Here is a 17,135-nt window from a genome sequence, read left to right as displayed (position 1 = left end):
CGTGTCCGGTCCGGCGGGCGTACCAGGCCATGCTGCCGGGAGGCGCTTCCATCGCCCTGATACGCGCATCTCAGGTCCCTCTCCGGCGATTGTCAGGACCGGCTGCGAAGGTCTGTGCGAGGCACACTTTTGGACATTCCCGCCCGCCGAGGGCGGGGCGGGGGAAGCGGAGGATCTGCGTGAGCAGCGCCCGTACGACGCTTCCGGCGTCACACTTCGACGATGCCGGCACCGACAATCCCAGAGGGGACAGCGCCGGTCTGCTGACCTATCCATCCCTCATCGACGGCAAAAGCGTTCCGAGCGACCAGTGGGTCTACGTCGTCGACTCGGACGCGCTGCTCGAGGACGCCTTCGCCAGCCTGACGTTGAAGCGAAAGCTCGAAAGCGGCCGTCTGGCCCCGGAGAACCTGCCCCCCGGCATCGTGGGGCGGGTGGCACGGGCAGACCGTGAGACCGTGACCCAGGCCATCGAGGCGGCGTCCAGGGCGGTCGGCGAGTGGACCGCGTTCCCCCTGGACGTCCGGCTGGACCAGTTCGGCACGCTGCTGCGACGCCGACTGGCTGAGAAGGCGGACCGCACCATCGAAATCCTGATGCGGGAGGGCCACCCTCTCGCGCTGGCCCGCTGGCAGGTGTCCGGGGCGCTCGAGTGCTTCGGACCCGAGTCGCTCGGGTTCTACCGCAGCCAGATGTTGCAGGAGTTCCGGCACCGGGAGCGACGGATCTCCGTACGCCGCCGGCCGGACGGCGTGGTGTGTCTGAACCCGCCGCAGAACGCCCCCCTGTCCAGCGCCCTGCTCGGCGTCACCTCGATGATGGCGGGCAACGCCCTCATCGTGCGAGCCCCGCGCAGTGCCCCCCTGGGCGTGATGTACGTGCTGCACGAGGTGGTCGCACCCGTGCTGGAGGAGATCGGAGCTCCGCCGGGCACGCTGGGCGCGGTGTGCGGCGACCCGGCCCCCATGCTCACGGCATGGCTCGACAGTCCGCTCGTCGACGACATCATGTACTTCGGCAGCAGCGAGGCCGGCCTGCGGTTCCAGGAGCGCTGTGTCGCCGCCGGCAAGAAGCCGATTCTCGAACTCGCAGGCAACGACGCCGTGGTGGTGTGGAAGGACGCCAACCTGGACTTCGCCGCCGAGGCACTCACCGAGAGCTTCTACGGGTCGGGCCAGCTGTGCATGATCCCCAACCAGGTGCTCGCCCATCCGGACATCGTCGACGAACTGGCCTCGCTCCTGGCCGAGAAGGCGCGGGGGGTCCGGGGCGGCTCCGTCCGGGACGAGGACGTCCTGCTCACCCCGGTGCTGCGGAACGAGAAGTTCTTCGCCTGCCTTGACGACGCCCTGGCCGCGGGAGCGGAGCTGGTGTGCGGCGGCCACGCAATGCAGGCCGACGGCACAAGGGACACCGCCGGGATCTTCCTCGAACCGACGGTGGTCCTGGTCCGCGGGATGGAGCGGGCACGGGAGGTCCAGGCGGTGCGGCACGAGACGTTCTTCCCCCTCCTCCCGTTGGTCGTGGCGGAGGCCGCCCCCGACGGGGTGCTCCTCGACCGGTTCATCGACTTCGTCAACAGCAACCCGTACGGGCTGCGGAACTCCCTGTGGGCACGGAACCCCGAGGTGGTCGACCGCTTCGTCACACGCGTCACCAAGGGCGGACTACTCAAGGTCAACGACTCGCACATCGGGTTCCTGCCCTACCTGCCCACGCACGGCGGAACCGGCCTGACCGGTGGCGTGTTCGGGGAGGCCAACTACCCCATCCTGCGTACCTCCCACATCCAGGGTGTGAGCGTCTCCGACGGCATCCGGCCCTCGGAGGCGGTGTTCGGAGCCTGGAACGCCATGCGCGACGCCGGGCACTGACGCCGCGGCGCGGGAGAGGCCAGAAGAACGAAGAACCGAGGGAGCAGAGAGAAACCATGCGCTCACTGGAAGCGGCACGCCAGACCTGTGAATCGTTCCTTCCCGGCCTGCTCGACCGCCTCGTCGGGATCCCGCTGGAAGAAATGGAGGCTCCTCGCAGCCCGGCCATCGCACACTTTCGCACCTGCGGCGGACCCGCGCTGGTCATACCCAAGGAGTACGGCGGGGCCGGAGCAGATCCGAGCCAGGCCATGGCTGTGACCCGGGCCATAGCGTCCCGCGCGCCGTCCCTGTCGGTGGCCACCACCATGCACCACTTCTCCGTCGCGACCCTCTTCACCCTCGCCGACAGCGTCAAAAGCAGCGGCATGGAGTGGGCGCTGCTCGAAGGGGTGGCGGAACAAAGGCTCCTTGTCGCCTCGGGGTTCGCCGAAGGCCGGCCGGGGCAGGGCATCCTCTCCCCCACCGTGACCGCGGCGAAGGCCGACGGCGGCTACGTGATCAATGGCTCCAAGAAGCCGTGCAGCCTGTCCCACTCCATGGACCTGCTCACCGCCAGCGCGGCGCTGCCCGCCGACGACGGAGGGACGGAGATGGCGGTGCTGCTCGTCCCCCGGGAGACCGAGGGGATCAGCGTCCACCCGTTCTGGTCGAGTCACGCGCTCGGGGGCGCGGAGAGCGACGAGATCCGGCTGACCGACGTCTACGTCGACGAACAGCTCGTCATGCGCAGCACGTTCGGTGATGCCGGGCAGCTGGACGCCCTGCAGACGGTCGGGCTCATATGGTTCGAGCTCCTCATCTCCAGCTGTTACCTCGGTATGGTCAGCGGGCTGGTCGAGCGAGTCCTGGACCAGAAGCGCGGAAGCGACTCCGAACGCGCCGGACTGGTCATACGGCTGGAGACGGCCGCCCAGCTCCTCGAGGGCATCGCGCGCATGGTGACGGCCGGCGACACGGACAACGAGGCCCTCGCCCGGACGCTCGTCGCCCGGTACGGCGCACAGGACGCGCTCGGGGACGCCAGGAACCAGGCTGTGGAACTGCTCGGCGGCACCGCGTTCATGAGCTCCTCCGACATCGCCTGCCTCGCCGCCGCCTCCCACGGCATTTCCTTCCACCCGCCGTCCCGGACGAGCTTCACCGGCCCGTACCTGGAACACGTGGCGGGCCGTCCGCTGCGCCTGGCCTGAGGAGATCCATGACACCCACATCAACGTCCACACCTCTCGTTCCGGCCCTCGGGAGCGAGGACGGCACCCGTACCACCTCAGCGCAAGGGCGCGCCCTCGGGCGTGACGAGCTCGGGCGTCTCTACCGCGACTACATGAACAAGGGCCGCGCGACCCTCGGCGAAATGTTCGGCGGCCATATCGAGGTGGCGTCGCAGGGAGCCTGGGTCACCACGGCTGAGGGGCGGCGCTTCCTCAACTGCGGCGGCTACGGCGTCTTCCTGACCGGTGCCCGCCACCCGACCGTGATCCGGCACGTCGCCGAGCAGCTGACCACCCACCCGGTCGCCACCAGGCTTTTCCTCGAACCGCAGGCGGCGCTGGCAGCCGAGGCCCTGGTGTCCGTCGCCCCACCCGGCCTGCGGCGAGTCCACTTCGCGGGCTCGGGAGCCGAGGCGGTGGAAACCGCGATCAAACTCGGCAGGACCCAGGGCCGGCACCGGCTGGTCGCCACGGAGAACGGCTACCACGGCAAGACGATGGGGGCACTCAGCCTCACCGGCAGTAGCGTCTTCCAGGCTCCCTTCCAGCCGCTGCTGCCGGAGACGACGCATGTCCGGTACGGAGACGCCGCCGCGCTCGAAGCCGTGCTCGCCGAAGCCCCCGGTGAGTGCTGTGTCTTCGTGGAGCCCGTCCAGGGCGAGGCCGGGGTCGTCATCCCGCCGGCCGGCTATCTGCGCTCCGTGCAGGAGCTCTGCCGCACCTACGGGGCGTTCCTGGTGCTCGACGAGATCCAGACCGGTCTGGGGCGGCTGGGGACCTGGTGGGGGGCGGACCCGGAAGGCGTCTGCCCGGACGTCATGCTGGTCGGCAAGGGGCTCAGCGGCGGTGTCGTACCGGTATCGGCCGTCGTGGCCACCGAGGAGGCGTTCTCCGTCTTCGACCGGGACCCGTATCTGCACACCTCCACGTTCTCCGGTGCCCCGCTTGCCATGGCCGCCGCACAGGGAGCCATCGCGGCGATGAAAGAGGAGGATCTGGTCGGGCGCGCACGAGAGCTCGGCGACGAACTCCTGCCGGAGCTGCGCCGGATCGTCCGTCGGCACTACGGGGACACCGTGCGCGAGGTCCGCGGCCGGGGGCTCCTGCTGGGCATCGAGTTCGCCGAACCGGGGCCCGCCGGGGATCTGCTCATCGAACTGATCATGCAGGGCGTGATCGCCAACCACTCCCTCAACTCGCACCTGGTCCTCCGCCTCACCCCGCCCGCCGTCCTCAGCCGGAGCGACGTGGATTTCCTCTACGAGGCATTCGACCGCGCATGCCGTGCGCAGGCGGTCCGTTACACACCCACAGCAGGAAGCGGCCGAAACAATGCGTAGTGCACATGTGAAGCTCCGTATCGAGGGTGTCCATGCCGAGGCGGCGTTCGACCGGATCGGCGACTTCGCCCTCTACCCGCAGCTCACCGACGTCGTCCGGGACGTGAAAGTCCATCGGCTCTCGGACGAGGAGGAGACCAGTGAGTGGGAGGTGTACTTCCGCAACGGAATTCTGCGGTGGACCGAGACCGACCAATACGACCGGGCCGACCTGACCATCTCCTTCGAGCAGATCGACGGGGACTTCGCCGAGTTCTCGGGCAACTGGCGGATCAGCGCGGACGGTTCGGGCTGCCTCGTCGCCTTCGGCGCCGAGTTCGACTTCGGCATCCCCAGCCTGGCCGGAATCCTGGATCCGGTGGCGGAGAGGGTGTTCAAGGAGACCATCGCGCGGGTTGTCACCAGCCTGTTCGACGGTGCGACCGTGCTCGGTGACGAGCCGGTGGCCCGGGCAGTTGCCGCCGCGGCGGGCAAGCCCGCCCCGAGCCTGTCGGCGCTTGGCTGATGGACGCCAGGAATCTGTTCGAGACGCCCGTCACCTACCGGCTGATCCGCTTGGAGTACGGGCTCGGCCTGGTGGTGTCCGCCGTCCTCTTCTTCGCGCACCTCGACGAGGTCCGCTGGCTTCCGGCGGTCGGCCTGTTCGCCTACATCGACCTCATCGGATACCTCCCCGGGGCCATCGCCTATCGCCGCACCCCCGACAAGCGGATCTCCAAGGCCTACTTCGTCCTCTACAACGTCATGCACAGCCTGGTCACCCAGGGGCTGGTCGTGCTCGCCTGGATCTGGCTGTGGGGTGCCGAATGGGCGCTGCTGGCCATCCCGGTCCACCTCTTCGGGGACCGCGCCCTGTTCGGCAACTTTCTGAAGCCGTTCGCACTCAGCTTCGAACCCGAGGCCCACCCCGCCTACATCGGCCTCCTTGACCGGTTCCACCAGGTCGAGCAACCCTCCGCCGCACTCGGCGAGGTGACCGGCGTTCCCGCCCGCTGAGCGTCCCTGCACGCCAGTTGGCCGCCTGCCACCGATACATCCCCGACCCACCCGTCTCCGGCGGTCGCCCGGCCCCGGGCCACCGGCCACCGCCGGCTCTCAGGACCACCCGAACAACGGCCGACACGAAGGAGCCTGCTATGAGTAACGTCTATGACCGCCTGGTCAAGCTGCTGGCCACTGGCTTCGGGCTGGAAGGACACGAGATCCGGCCTGACGACACCTTCAGCGGACTGGAAATGGACTCGCTCGCCCTGGTCGAACTGTCCGTGTCCGCAGAGGAGGAGTTCGGCGTGCCGCTGACCGAGGAGGAACTGGGCGCCAACTCCACCCTCGCTGAGGCGGCGGGCGTCATCGAAGAGAAGCTGAAGGCCGTCTGATGCGGCGAGAACGCACAGGCACGGCCGGTCGTTTCGACGCCGCAGTGACCGGCGTGGGCATGGTGACCGCGGCCGGGATCGGGACGGCGGCCTCCTGGGAGCGGATCCGTCTGGGAGCCGGCACGCAGGCCACTGCCGTACCGGCCCTGGCAGACATCCCGGCCGACTTCGCCTGCGCCGTCACCGACTTCGACGCGACCGCAGAGCTCGGCGCCCGCCAGGCCTGGCAGTTCGACCGCTCCAGCCAACTGGCGCTGGTGGCCGCGGCGGAGGCGGTCGCCGACTCCGGTCTGGACCCGGCGACCTGGGACGGCAGCCGTGTCGGCGTCGTCCTCGGCAACGGCATCGGTGGCGCCGAGACTTGGGAGAAACAGCACCGCAAGCTCCTCGATGCGGGACCGCGCAGAGTCTCCCCTCGGCTCATCCCCATGCTGTCCGTCAACATGACCGCCGGGTATGTGTCGATGGCGTGCGGCGCCCGTGGGCCCTCCCTGGTGACCGCGACGGCCTGCGCCTCGGGCACGACGGCGATCGGGACGGCGCGTGACCTCCTGCGCAGCGGCGCCTGCGACGTGGTGATCACCGGGGGCGCCGAGGCGCCCCTGACGCCCTCGCTGGTCTGTGGGTTCAGCCAGATGGGCGCGCTGTCCCGGCGACGTGACGACATCACTGCCGCCTCGCGTCCCTTCGACGCCGACCGGGACGGATTCGTGCCGGCCGAGGGCGCCGCCGTCCTGGTTCTGGAGCGCGCCGAGGACGCCCGGGCGCGCGGTGCCAGGATCCGTGCCATGGTCAGCGGCTACGGCTCCTCCGCCGACGCCTACCACGCGACAGCACCGGACCCGGAATACGTGGGCGCCGAACTCGCGCTCCGCGCTGCCCTGCGGGACGCCGGCATCGGACCCGACGAGGTCGACCACGTCAACGCGCACGGCACGGCGACCGTGATCAACGACGCTACCGAGGCACGCATGATCCGCGGAGTGCTCGGCGACCGGCCCCTGGTCACCTCGGTCAAGGGCGTGGTGGGCCACTCTCTCGCCGCGTCGGGAGCAATCGAGGCGGTGACATCCGTGCTGACACTCGAGGAGTCGTTCGTCCCGCCGACCGCCAACCTGGAGACCCTCGACCCCGAGATCGAACTGGACGTCGTGGCCAAGGAAGGGCGTGCGACGCCGGTCGAAGTGGTGGTCAGCAACTCCTTCGGGTTCGGCGGCCAGAACGCGGTACTGTTGCTCACCCGTGCCTGACAGGTACACGGCGCCGGAGGGGAATCAAGGCGATGAGTCCGGTCGAACGCCAGTGGCAGGTTGAGGAGAGCATCTTCATCGAGGCGCCTGTGGAGCGGGTGTACGACGCCGTGGCCGACGTGCGGGCGATGGGGAACTGGAGCCCGGAGTGCAAAGCCGTGTGGGGGGTGCCGCGCGGGCCGGTGGCCCTCGGCGCGCGATTCATCGGCTTCAACCGCAAGGGGCCGTGGGTGTGGTTCACCGAATGCCGCGTCACCCAGGCCGAGCCTGGGGAAGGTTTCGCGTTCCGGGTCGCAACGTTCGGACTTCCGGTGGCCCTGTGGGGCTACCGGTTCGCCGCGGAGGCCGACGGCACCAGGGTGGTCGAGCACTGGCAGGACCTGCGCACCGGGCGGTGGAGTGGTCTCACCCAATTCCTCGGCCGTGTCTTCACCGGCACCCGCGCCGACCAGCGCTACCTGGCCAACCAGCTGGGCATGCGCACCACTTTGCGAAGGCTCAAAGAGAGTCTCGAAAGCTGAGTGCCCCGACGAAGCGACCAGCCCGGGCCGGCAGCCGCCGAGGCCCGCGCAGCGGCCAAGTCAGCCTGTCCCCTCGCCCACGGCGGGGAACGCCGGGCGGCCGGCCCGCAGATACTCCCCGAGCGCGCGCACCACCACGGCTGCCGCGACGGCGTGCCCGCGGCCGTTCAGTGTGATCCGCTCGCCGGCCCAGACGGACGCGCCCGCCTCCGGCAGGCAGGCGGACAGGTCCACATGGAGCGCTCCGTGCCGCAGAGCCAGCGTGTGGGACCGCCCCGTCTGCAACCGCTGACGGGTGCGCAGTGCTTCCTCGTGCTGTGGCGGCACGCAGGGTGACTGCGTCAGGTCGAACGGCTCCACCAGCATGACGTCGTAACCGCTTTCGCGCAGCGGAGCGACGATCCGGACGATCTCTGTCCCCAGCGCGCTCGTGTCGAACGCCGAGTGCAGCAGGTCGTGGCCTGCCAGATGGACCACCGCCAAGTCGCCGTTGAAGGCGAGCGCCTCGGGCAGCTGCCTGGAGCGCACATCGGCGGCCCGCTGCTCCCGTCTGCCGAGCAGGTTGAGGTACGCGAGCCCCGGGTGCACCAAGCGCAGCGCGCCGGCGACCCTGTCGTACCAGGGCTCTTGGCCGTAGCCGTCGACGCGCTCGGCGCGCCGCTCCGTCCTGCCGTCGCCGAGCACGACGAGCCGACGCCAGCGCGACCGGGCCAGCAACGTGCCGGGCTCGTCCTCACGCAGGCAGTGAGGGTCGTTCTCCTCGCGTACGAGGGACAGCGAGCGGTCTGCCACGAGGCCCACCCTATCCCCGGTCTGCTGACATCTGTCACGGCTGTCTGCCGCCCTCACCTGCGTCAGGCGCCTTGTCCGGAAGTGAGCTGGGGGTCTAAGGACCGTATCAGCGGAATGTCAGAGCCCTGCAGCACAATCAAGGGCACCGGCGAGGAAGACCTCGGTTGCTCCTCGCCGCCGGGAGAGGTACCCGAAGTGGCCCAACGGGGTTCCGAGGCAACTCGGATCGGGTGAAAGCCCTCGCAGGTTCGAATCCTGCCCTCTCCGCGCGGCGCCCCGGGCAGTGTTGAGTGTGCCCGACTCCTGAGACGGACACATGACGGGTCGTCACTTGAGCCCCGGTCGGCACGGCGACGCGCACATCCAGGCGTGATGTGCGCTCCCGGTGGCGCCTTCCCGGCCGCGAGGGCCGCGGTCATTTTCTCCGCCGCCAGCAGGATCCGCGTCCCACACTGAAGTCCCGAAGGGAATCCCGGATGATCGGCACGCTGCTCAAGAAACCGCTCGAACTGGTCGAGACGAACTTCCGGCAGCCAGCCGGCTCCGCCGGGCAGCTCGTCGGGCATCTGATGGCGCTCCAGCACCGCTCCCTGACCGTGTGGGCGATCGAGCACATGGACGTACGCCGCTCACAGCGTGTCCTCGACGTGGGGTGCGGGGGCGGCATGGCAGTGAAGCTGCTGTCCCAGCGGGCGTCCCGGGGCTTCGTCGCGGGCGTCGACTACTCGATGGACATGGTGAGCCAGGCCGTGCGGCGCAACGTCGAGGGCGTCGCCCGGCGCCGGGTGGAGGTCCGGTACGGCGATTCGGCCGCCCTGCCGTACGAAGACGCCAGCTTCGACCAGGTGTGTGCCATCGAGACCTTCTACTTCTGGCCCGACCCCATGCAGGGTCTGGCCGAGACCTACCGAGTACTCCGGCCAGGGGGCCAGGTGTCGATCACCCTGGAGATGAGCCGGGAGGCGGACACCAACCCGTCCCTGGTGCAGCGCTTCTTCGGTCGGCGGTTCACCGAGCGGTCGGAGCGCGACGGGCTGCACATCCTCTCCGGGGCGGAACTGGCGGACATGCTCGGCAAGGCCGGGTTCCGAGAGACCCGGTTCGTCGCCGAGCCGCGCCGCTCTCTCGGCTGGGTCTGCGCCCTGGGGCGCAAGTGACGGAGGAGGAGGTGCGGGAGATGACACACGGACAGGACAAACGGTCCGCGCTGGACGCGGCACCGGTCACCACAGCGAGCGGACCGCAGGATCGGCTGCAGCCCGCGCCGGAAGCAGACGGCATGCCGATGCTCGGCAACGTGGTGGACTTCCGCAGGAACATCCTGGACGCCATGCAAAAGGGATGGCAGGACCACGGCGACCTCGTTCGCTACCGCCTGGGCCCGGTCGTCGTGCACGGCGTCTCCAGCCCCGAGCTGGCCGGCGAGGTGCTCACCGACAGCGCCACGTACGGCAAGCTCGGCCCGGACAACCCGCTCCGGCTGATCCTGGGCGAGGGCCTGCTCACCAGTGACGACCACGAGAGCTGGATGCGCAACCGGCGCATGATGCAGCCGATCTACTCCAAGCAGGCCCTCTCCGGCATGTTCCGCTCGATGGCGGAGTCCACGGCGGACCAGATTGCCCACATGGAGGCCTCCTACGCCTCCGGCCATCAGATCGACCTGCACGGGGAGATGATGCGGGTCACGTTGGACATCGTCAGCCGCTGTATGTTCAGCACGGACGTCAGCCGAACCCGGGAGGCGCTCAGTCCCGAGGCCGTGGACGTGGCGGTCAACTACGCCTTCGACCGTCTGCAGAACCCGTTCAGCCCGCCCACCGGCTGGCCCACCCCGCGCAACCGCCGCTTCCATCAAGTGATGGACGGGATCGACGAGATGATGTACAGCGTCATCGAGGAGCGCCGCGCGGCGGGAGTACCCGAGGGCGGAGGGAACGACCTGCTCGACATGTTGCTCGCGGCGCGGGACGCCGACACGGGCCAGCAGATGAACGACCGTGAGCTGCGCGACGAGATCATCACCACCTTCGCGGCCGGGCACGAGACCACCGCCGTCACCCTCACCTGGGCCTTCTACCTGCTCTCCAAGCATCGTGAGGTGTTGCGCCGGGTACAGCAGGAGGTGGACGGGGTGCTGGCCGACGCTGACCGGATGCCCACCGTTGAGGACCTGCCCTCGATGCCGTACGTGCTCCAGGTCTTCGAGGAGGCGCTGCGGCTGTACCCCTCGGCCCCGATCATTCCGCGCCTGACGCTCAAGGACACCCAACTCGGCGGGTACCACGTCCCGAAGGGCTCCCGGGTGCTGGTGAACCTGTTCAACATCCACCGCCACGAGCGCCATTGGACCGACCCGGAGCGCTTCCATCCCGACCACTTCACCGAGGGGAACAGAAAGGGGCGGTACCGGTTCTCGTACATGCCGTTCGGCGCCGGCCCACACCTGTGCATCGGCAAGCACTTCGCCCTGATGGAGGCGCACTTGCTGCTGGCCGCCCTCGTACGGCGCTACGAGTTCCGGCACGTGCCGTCCCACCGCGTCGTGAACCACGCAACCATCACACTGCGCCCCAAGTACGGGATGGTCATGACGCTCCATGAACGGCACGGACCCCTTGCCGGATCCGTGCCGACGGGTGCCGGCACCGCCGCGGACTGACAAGGCGTCCGCCCAGGGCAGGCAGACCAGTACCGGCAGACCGGAGGAGACGGGATCCCATGCACATCGACTACGCCACCGCCGACGCGGCGGCGCTCAACCGGACGCACTACCGACCGGGCCAGAAGACCGGACACTACGAAAGCTTCTACCAACGGGGCAACCACCCCACTGAGCCCCGGGCCTTCTGGATCCGGTACACGATCTTCACCCCCGCAGACATGCCCGACGCCGCGATCGGTGAGCTGTGGGCCGTGTACTTCGACGGGGTCACCGGCGAGCACGTGGTCGCCAAGGAGGAATACCCCATCGCCGAATGCGAGTTCAGCCCCGACTCCTTCGGCGCACGCGTCGGTGACCGGGTGCTCGAACCCGGCGCCCTGCGGGGACAGGCGTACGGAACCAATGGCCACATCGCCTGGGACCTGACGTACAAAGGCGACGAGCCGCCGCTCCTCCTGCTGCCGCCGAAGATGTACACGGGCGGATTCCCCAAGGCGAAGAGTCTGGTCGGAGTCCCGCTCGCGGTCTATGACGGAACCCTCACAGTGAACGGCCTCACGATCGGCATCGAAGGCTGGACCGGCAGCCAGAACCACAACTGGGGCAGCAGGCACACCGACTACTACGCCTTCGGCCAGATTGCGGGCTTCGACGAGGAACCCGACAGCTTCCTGGAGATCGTCACCGGGCGCACCCGGATCGCCGGGCCGGTGACCACCCCCATGGTCACCTTCCTGGTGCTTCGGCACCAGGACCGGGACTACTCGCTGGTCTCTCTGGGCCAGGCTCTTCGCGCCAAGGCCGACTTCGGCTACTTCTACTGGAACTTCGCCAGTTCCGACGAGAGCGTGGCCATCCGCGGCCGGTTCAGCGCCAGTGCGGAGCACTTCGTGGGGCTCAACTACTACAACCCGCCCGGCGGGATCAAGCACTGCCTCAACACCAAGATCGCCTCCTGTGAGCTGGAGATCCACAACAAGGCCACGGGACGGCGCGAGCGCCTCACCACGGGGAACCGGGCGCTGATGGAGATTCTCACCGACGACCGCGGGCACGGAATCGAGATCCGCGCATGACGGAGCGGACGACCCGCTCCGCCCCCCGGGAGCCGGCCTTACCGGTCGGACTCGAACCGGCGGCAGGCCCGGGCAGGCGGGGCCCCCTCTCCCGCCTGCCCGATCGCATCGCCCGGTTCACCCGCCGCCGGCGCCGACCGCTGGCCGCCCTGTGGTTGCTGCTGCTCCTGATGGCGGGCTGGGGGGCCACTCAGCTGGCCGGATCGCTCAGCGGAGGCGGATGGTACGTGTCCGGCTCGGATTCCGCGGCCGCAGCCCAACGGGTCACCAACGGGTTCGAAGGGCGCGGCGCCACCTCCCTCACCCTCGTCGTGAAGGACACCCGCTACGCCGAAGGCGACCCCGCCTTCGCCACCCGGGTGCGGTCCGTCGCCGACCGCGTGCTCAACGACCCCGGCCTGAAGGCCACCAGCGGCTACGGCTACACCACGCTCACCGCGGAGCAGACCCGCGCCTCCTTCCTCGGCAAGGACCACCGCACCACCCTGGTGCGCATCGGCTCCCGGCTCGACGACGGCACCGCCCGCCGCGTACTGCCCGGGATCCAGAGCAAGTTGAGCGACGAGTACTCGCCGCAGGGCCTCGAAGTGTCCCTGGTGAGCCAGGCCGCCCTGTGGGGCGAGGTCAACCACCTCAGCGAACGCGGGCTGATCCGGGCCGAACTGGTCACCCTGCCCCTGATCATGATCGTGCTTCTGCTGCTGTTCCGCAGCGTGGCCGCCGCCCTGGCCTCCCTGCTGGTGGGCATCACGTCGGTGGCGTTCACCCTGGGCCTGCTCGCCGTCCTCGCCCGGCACATGGAACTGTCCCTCTTCGTGCAGAACGCCGCGACCATGCTCGGCCTGGGCGTGGGCGTCGACTATTCCCTCTTCGTCATCATGCGCTTCAAGGGCGAACTGCGCGCCGAAGGCCAGAAACCGTCCGCGCAGGCCGTGGAACACGCCGTCACCCGCACCCTGCGCACCTCGGGGGAAACGGTGGTGGCCTCCGGCGTCACCATCGTGGCCGCCATGTCCACCCTCTTCCTGGTCGACCTCAACGTCATCTGGTCGATGGCGCTCGGCGCCGTCCTCGTGGTGGCCTTCGCCATCCTCACCAGCGTGCTGCTGCTGCCCGTTCTGCTGCACCTGCTGGGTCCGCGTATCGAATGGGGCGCTGTCGGCAGTCGCCGGCGGACGCGAGGGACAGAGCAACGGGACCACAGCCGCTGGGCGGGCGTGACCCGGGCGGTCATGCGCCGCCCTGTGCCCTTCCTGGTGGTCAGTCTCACCGGAATGGGCCTGCTGGCCGTGCCCTCCCTGGGGCTGGAGACCTTCACGCCGGACGCCCGGGTGGTGCCCGCCACCTCCGCTGTCCGTGAGGGGTACGACACGGCCAAGGACCAGTTCGGCGTGGGCAGCGCCTCACCGATCCAGGTCGTCGTCGAATCCCGTACGCCCCTTGCGCAGCGATCGGCGGAGGACGCCGCCCGACTGGTGCGCCTGCACGATGAACTCGCGGCCCTGCGCGGTGCGGTACGCGTCGACTCCGTCGTGGACGCGCTGCGCAAGGCGGACGCGGAACGTCCGTTCGCGGCCCTGGCACCGCAGGCGCTGTCCCGGCTGCCGGACGACCTGCGCGGTACGGTCCGCCACTTCGTCTCCGCGGACAGCCGGACGCTGGTGCTCGAAGTCGTCGGTGGTGACACCGCGTCCGCCGAGTCCGTGCGGAAACTGCTCGACTCGGTGCGCGCCAAGTCCGCCAATCTCCCGGCGGCGGACGGCTGGCAGGTCTACGTCGGCGGCGAGACCGCCGAGGGCGTCGACGCCAACGAGGTGATCTCTGACAGCCTGCTGACCGTCATCGGCACCATGCTCGCGGTCATCTACCTGCTGCTGCTCCTCACCTTCCGGTCCGTGTTCCTGCCGCTTGTGGCCATCGTGATGAACCTGGTCTCGATGGCCGCCACGTACGGCGTACTGGTCCTGGTGTTCCAGGACGGGCTGGGCAGCGGGCTGCTCGGATTCGACGAGAGCGGGTACCTCACGAACTTCGTGCCGGTACTGCTCGTGACACTGCTGTTCAGCCTCAGCACGGACTACGAGGTCTTCCTGCTCAGCCGGGTCCGGGAGGACTACGTCAGCAGCGGCGACGACACCGGCAGCGTGGCCCGGGGGATGGCCGCCACCGCACCGCTGATCTCCGGCGCGGCGGTCCTCATGGTCGCGGTCTTCACGGCGTTCGCCTTCACCGGCATCCTGCCGATCCAGCAGATCGGCATCGGCATGGCGGTGGCGATCGCGCTCGACGCGACCGTTATCCGGCTGCTCGTGGTGCCGGCCTCGATGCGCCTGATGACCCGCTGGAACTGGTGGATGCCCGGCCGGAAGGCCCCCGGCCGCCAGGTACCGAAAGAGGTGCCGTCGTGAGCGAATTGACCGCCGCGCCGCGGGTGGCCGAGAGCTTCGTCGTCCAGGTACCGCCGGAGGTGGCCTACGCCGCCGTCAGCGACGTCGCCCGGATGGACGAGTGGAGCCCGGAGTGCCGTGGCGCGTGGATCATCGGGCGCGGCGGCCACCCTCGCAAGGGCATGCGCTTCCTCGGCCGCAACCGGGCCTCCTGGCTGCCATGGGTGACCCTGTGCAGGGTCGTGGAGGCCACCCCGGGCCGTGTGTTCGCCTTCGACGTCAGCCTGTTCGGCATCCCGCTCTCCCGCTGGACCTACCGCTTCGTTCAGCTTCCCCACGGCTGCGAGGTCACTGAGGAGTGGCAGGACCGGCGCTCGGGCCTGCCGGGCCGACTGATCACCGTCGTCGCCCCGCTGCTCACCGGCGTCGTACGCCGGACCGCGCGCAACCGGACCACGATGCGGTCCACGCTCACCGCGCTGCGCGACGCACTCGAAACCGGCCGGTAGCTCGGCCGTGTGCGCGCAGGCATCCCACACCCATGAAAGGAGCCTGGTGATGCGTCAGGTCATTGCCGGAGCATCCCGCGGTGAGGCGGACGCGGCCACCCCGCTCGACGAACCCGGCGCGCACGCTTCGGACTGTCTGGACTTCTACGCCAAGCTGGCGTCCTGTGTCAGTGTGGTCACCGCTCAGGGCCGCGGTGGCCCGGTCGGGTCCACCGTCTCAGCGGTGACCTCGCTCTCCGCCGCCCCGCCCCTGCTGCTCGTCTGTCTGGGGACGGGATCGCGGACCCTCGCGGTGATCAAGGCGCAGGGGCGGTTCGCCGTCAACCTGCTGCACCAGTCGCAGCAGGAGCGCGCGAAACTCTTCGCGAACCCCCAAGTCGGCTCCGCCGAGCGGTTCGCCCATCAGGCCCATCGCCAGGTGCTCGCGGTGCCGGTGCTGGAGGACGCGCTCGCCTGGTCGGTGTGCCTGTCCGAGGACATCCGCCGGTATGGAGACCACTGCCTCGTGGTCGGCCGGATCGCGGCGGTGCGGACGGGCAGCGGCCAGCCGCTTCTCTGGCACGACCGGAGGTTCCGCACCCTGGCCGAACCGGACCGGACAGTCCCCGCCGATTGGGCCACACCCGAAACCCAACCGTCTTTGGAGGCACCATGAGGCATCCCCCGGCCGGGGAGCCTTGCTGGGCACCCGCCGACCGTGATCCGGCCGGCCCTCCCGCCGCCGACGCACCGCCGCAGCGGGTGCGCGGTGTCCTCACCGCGGACGTGACCGTGGTCGGCGCGGGACTGGCCGGGCTCGCCACCGCCTACTATCTGGCCGACCGCAATCCGTCCCTCGACATCCTGGTCGCGGACGCCGAACGCCCGGCCGCCGGCGCGAGCGGACGAGGCACCGGACTGCTCGGTCCCCGCGTCGGGCCGGTCATCGACAAGGCCGTCCGTCTCTACGGCCCCTCCACCGCCCGCCGGATGTACCTGGCCAGCGTCGGCGCCGTGGAACGGGTTGTCGAGCTGTGCGCACACCTGGGTACGCCGTGCGGACTGCGTACCGGCGAGCAGTTGGTGGCCAGCCGTGCGGCCCCGGGGCTGGTGGCGCTCTCGCGGCAGGCGGAGTCCTACCGGTCGCTGGGACTGGACGTCCCTGTCCTCTCGGCGGTGGGGATACACAACCGCCTGGACGTGCCCTATCACGCTGGGCTGTTGTACCGCTCCGCCACCCTCGACCCGGCAGCGCTCAGCGGTGCCCTGGCACGTGCCTGCGCCGCCAAGGGCGTTCGTTTCTTCGGAAACAGCCCGCTGCTGGGGATCCGTTCCAGTGCGGCAGCGGCGGGCGGGGGCAAAGGCACCACGCATCTGGTTTTCCCCGGCGGCACGGTGCGGACCCGCAAGGCGGTGCTGGCCGTCAACGCGGCAGCGGGCTCTCTTGGCCTGCCGGTCGGCACGGTGCTGCCGCTGCGGGTGCACGCGATCGCCACCGCGCCGCTGGCCACGGAGGCGCGGGAGGCACTGGGCGGGCGCACCGGCTGCGCGCTGATCGATGCCCATCCCTTGGCGCCCTACTTCCGGCTCTCGCACGACGGGAGGCTGGTGATGGGCGGCGGAAGGGCAGTTCTGGCGACGGCACCGGACCGGGCCGGTTCGACCGGTGCCTGGGGCTGGCTGGAGGAACGGTTGCGTCTGTTGCACCCGAGCGTGTCGGAGGTGCAGGTCTCTCATCGCTGGTCAGGAACCATCGGGATGACCGGCGACGGCCTGCCGGTCGTCGGCCCTCTCCCGGGAAGTCCGGACGTGTGGTACATCGGCGGCTGCTGCGGGCACGGGCTGGCGATGTCGGTGGCACACGGGGCGCACGCGGCCGCGATGCTGGACGGTGGCGACGCGGCGCACCAGCTCCCGTGGCACCGGTCCCAGGCACCCCGGATCCCCGTACGCGGCCCGGCCAAGGCACTGCTACGGGCCCATCTCCGCATGCTGGAGCGCGGCGCCCGCCGTGCGGCGTGAGGCGCCCGCCGCAGCCGTTCGCCTTCTGTCGGCAGAACAGCTGCGGCTGCGCGCCGCGCAGCCCGCACTGGGCGTGAACCCGGGCCGGAAGCGGACCGTGGGGCTGGGAGCCGGACAGCGTGGATGACCA

At 69.8% G+C, this 17,135-nt stretch carries 16 protein-coding genes and 1 tRNA gene; 16 read left to right on the top strand and 1 reads right to left on the bottom strand.

Features of this window, described 5'->3' with window-relative positions; genetic code table 11:
• Positions 1-179 precede the first annotated feature (179 nt).
• From ACQEVG_RS36845 to ACQEVG_RS36810, 8 genes are all read left to right on the top strand, one after another.
• Complete coding sequence (locus ACQEVG_RS36845; RefSeq protein WP_432992167.1) at positions 180-1,874, top strand: aldehyde dehydrogenase family protein; 1,695 nt, start codon at positions 180-182, stop codon at positions 1,872-1,874.
• Between the two features lie 56 nt (positions 1,875-1,930).
• On the top strand, positions 1,931-3,067 hold the full coding sequence (locus ACQEVG_RS36840) for an acyl-CoA dehydrogenase family protein (RefSeq protein WP_432992164.1): 1,137 nt from the start codon (positions 1,931-1,933) through the stop codon (positions 3,065-3,067).
• A gap of 8 nt (positions 3,068-3,075) precedes the next feature.
• Positions 3,076-4,428 carry an aspartate aminotransferase family protein gene (locus tag ACQEVG_RS36835; RefSeq protein ID WP_432992161.1) on the top strand — a complete coding sequence of 451 codons (1,353 nt, stop codon included), beginning with the start codon at positions 3,076-3,078 and terminating at the stop codon, positions 4,426-4,428.
• A complete protein-coding gene (locus ACQEVG_RS36830) occupies positions 4,421-4,933 on the top strand; it encodes a type II toxin-antitoxin system RatA family toxin (RefSeq protein WP_432992158.1) in 513 nt (170 codons plus the stop codon). Before ACQEVG_RS36835 ends, ACQEVG_RS36830 begins: the two co-directional genes overlap by 8 nt.
• Positions 4,933-5,424, top strand: coding sequence for a hypothetical protein (locus ACQEVG_RS36825; protein ID WP_432992155.1), 492 nt, complete (start codon positions 4,933-4,935; stop codon positions 5,422-5,424). The genes ACQEVG_RS36830 and ACQEVG_RS36825 overlap by 1 nt, the downstream gene beginning before the upstream one ends.
• Before the next feature lie 140 nt (positions 5,425-5,564).
• On the top strand, positions 5,565-5,804 hold the full coding sequence (locus tag ACQEVG_RS36820) for an acyl carrier protein (RefSeq protein ID WP_432992152.1): 240 nt from the start codon (positions 5,565-5,567) through the stop codon (positions 5,802-5,804).
• Positions 5,804-7,054, top strand: a complete 1,251-nt coding sequence (locus tag ACQEVG_RS36815) for a beta-ketoacyl-[acyl-carrier-protein] synthase family protein (protein ID WP_432992149.1) — start codon at positions 5,804-5,806, stop codon at positions 7,052-7,054. Before ACQEVG_RS36820 ends, ACQEVG_RS36815 begins: the two co-directional genes overlap by 1 nt.
• A 32-nt stretch (positions 7,055-7,086) precedes the next feature.
• Positions 7,087-7,575: an SRPBCC family protein gene (locus ACQEVG_RS36810; protein WP_432992146.1), complete on the top strand. Its 489-nt coding sequence runs from the start codon at positions 7,087-7,089 to the stop codon at positions 7,573-7,575.
• Between the two features lie 60 nt (positions 7,576-7,635).
• Here the strand turns inward: ACQEVG_RS36810 and ACQEVG_RS36805 are convergent, their stop codons facing one another.
• Positions 7,636-8,367: a GDSL-type esterase/lipase family protein gene (locus ACQEVG_RS36805; protein WP_432992143.1), complete on the bottom strand. Its 732-nt coding sequence runs from the start codon at positions 8,365-8,367 to the stop codon at positions 7,636-7,638.
• A gap of 180 nt (positions 8,368-8,547) precedes the next feature.
• On the opposite strand from ACQEVG_RS36805, the gene ACQEVG_RS36800 reads away from it, so the two are divergent.
• The 8 genes from ACQEVG_RS36800 to ACQEVG_RS36765 all read left to right on the top strand — a co-directional run bounded on the left by ACQEVG_RS36800 (position 8,548) and on the right by ACQEVG_RS36765 (position 17,005).
• A tRNA-OTHER gene (locus ACQEVG_RS36800) sits at positions 8,548-8,634 on the top strand.
• Between the two features lie 209 nt (positions 8,635-8,843).
• A complete protein-coding gene (locus tag ACQEVG_RS36795; RefSeq protein ID WP_432992140.1) occupies positions 8,844-9,524 on the top strand; it encodes a class I SAM-dependent methyltransferase in 681 nt (226 codons plus the stop codon).
• Between the two features lie 20 nt (positions 9,525-9,544).
• Entirely contained in the window at positions 9,545-11,029 is a 1,485-nt protein-coding gene (locus ACQEVG_RS36790; protein WP_432992137.1) for a cytochrome P450, read from the top strand.
• A gap of 59 nt (positions 11,030-11,088) precedes the next feature.
• Positions 11,089-12,108, top strand: a complete 1,020-nt coding sequence (locus ACQEVG_RS36785; protein ID WP_432992134.1) for a hypothetical protein — start codon at positions 11,089-11,091, stop codon at positions 12,106-12,108.
• Positions 12,105-14,516 carry an MMPL family transporter gene (locus ACQEVG_RS36780; RefSeq protein WP_432992131.1) on the top strand — a complete coding sequence of 804 codons (2,412 nt, stop codon included), beginning with the start codon at positions 12,105-12,107 and terminating at the stop codon, positions 14,514-14,516. Before ACQEVG_RS36785 ends, ACQEVG_RS36780 begins: the two co-directional genes overlap by 4 nt.
• The gene (locus tag ACQEVG_RS36775) at positions 14,513-15,004 is read left to right on the top strand and encodes an SRPBCC family protein (protein ID WP_432992128.1); all 492 of its coding nucleotides are present in this window, start codon (positions 14,513-14,515) and stop codon (positions 15,002-15,004) included. The genes ACQEVG_RS36780 and ACQEVG_RS36775 overlap by 4 nt, the downstream gene beginning before the upstream one ends.
• Before the next feature lie 49 nt (positions 15,005-15,053).
• Complete coding sequence (locus ACQEVG_RS36770; RefSeq protein WP_432992125.1) at positions 15,054-15,659, top strand: flavin reductase family protein; 606 nt, start codon at positions 15,054-15,056, stop codon at positions 15,657-15,659.
• Positions 15,656-17,005 (top strand): NAD(P)/FAD-dependent oxidoreductase, encoded by a 1,350-nt coding sequence (locus ACQEVG_RS36765; RefSeq protein ID WP_432992122.1) that lies wholly within the window; start codon positions 15,656-15,658, stop codon positions 17,003-17,005. Before ACQEVG_RS36770 ends, ACQEVG_RS36765 begins: the two co-directional genes overlap by 4 nt.
• The last annotated feature ends 130 nt before the right edge of the window (positions 17,006-17,135 follow it).

The sequence above is a fragment of the Streptomyces sp. CA-135486 genome (genome assembly GCF_050936555.1).
Classification (GTDB): Bacteria; Actinomycetota; Actinomycetes; order Streptomycetales; family Streptomycetaceae; genus Streptomyces.
This window is presented reverse-complemented; position numbering and strand designations above follow the sequence as displayed.

What these genes read in the sequence shown, in the direction of transcription:
- ACQEVG_RS36840 (WP_432992164.1), top strand. Translation starts at nt 1,931, where the DNA reads ATGCGCTCACTGGAAGCGGCACGCCAGACCTGTGAATCGTTCCTTCCC.
- ACQEVG_RS36835 (WP_432992161.1), top strand. Translation starts at nt 3,076, where the DNA reads ATGACACCCACATCAACGTCCACACCTCTCGTTCCGGCCCTCGGGAGC.
- ACQEVG_RS36830 (WP_432992158.1), top strand. Translation starts at nt 4,421, where the DNA reads ATGCGTAGTGCACATGTGAAGCTCCGTATCGAGGGTGTCCATGCCGAG.
- ACQEVG_RS36825 (WP_432992155.1), top strand. Translation starts at nt 4,933, where the DNA reads ATGGACGCCAGGAATCTGTTCGAGACGCCCGTCACCTACCGGCTGATC.
- ACQEVG_RS36820 (WP_432992152.1), top strand. Translation starts at nt 5,565, where the DNA reads ATGAGTAACGTCTATGACCGCCTGGTCAAGCTGCTGGCCACTGGCTTC.
- ACQEVG_RS36815 (WP_432992149.1), top strand. Translation starts at nt 5,804, where the DNA reads ATGCGGCGAGAACGCACAGGCACGGCCGGTCGTTTCGACGCCGCAGTG.
- ACQEVG_RS36810 (WP_432992146.1), top strand. Translation starts at nt 7,087, where the DNA reads ATGAGTCCGGTCGAACGCCAGTGGCAGGTTGAGGAGAGCATCTTCATC.
- ACQEVG_RS36795 (WP_432992140.1), top strand. Translation starts at nt 8,844, where the DNA reads ATGATCGGCACGCTGCTCAAGAAACCGCTCGAACTGGTCGAGACGAAC.
- ACQEVG_RS36790 (WP_432992137.1), top strand. Translation starts at nt 9,545, where the DNA reads ATGACACACGGACAGGACAAACGGTCCGCGCTGGACGCGGCACCGGTC.
- ACQEVG_RS36785 (WP_432992134.1), top strand. Translation starts at nt 11,089, where the DNA reads ATGCACATCGACTACGCCACCGCCGACGCGGCGGCGCTCAACCGGACG.
- ACQEVG_RS36780 (WP_432992131.1), top strand. Translation starts at nt 12,105, where the DNA reads ATGACGGAGCGGACGACCCGCTCCGCCCCCCGGGAGCCGGCCTTACCG.
- ACQEVG_RS36770 (WP_432992125.1), top strand. Translation starts at nt 15,054, where the DNA reads ATGCGTCAGGTCATTGCCGGAGCATCCCGCGGTGAGGCGGACGCGGCC.
- ACQEVG_RS36765 (WP_432992122.1), top strand. Translation starts at nt 15,656, where the DNA reads ATGAGGCATCCCCCGGCCGGGGAGCCTTGCTGGGCACCCGCCGACCGT.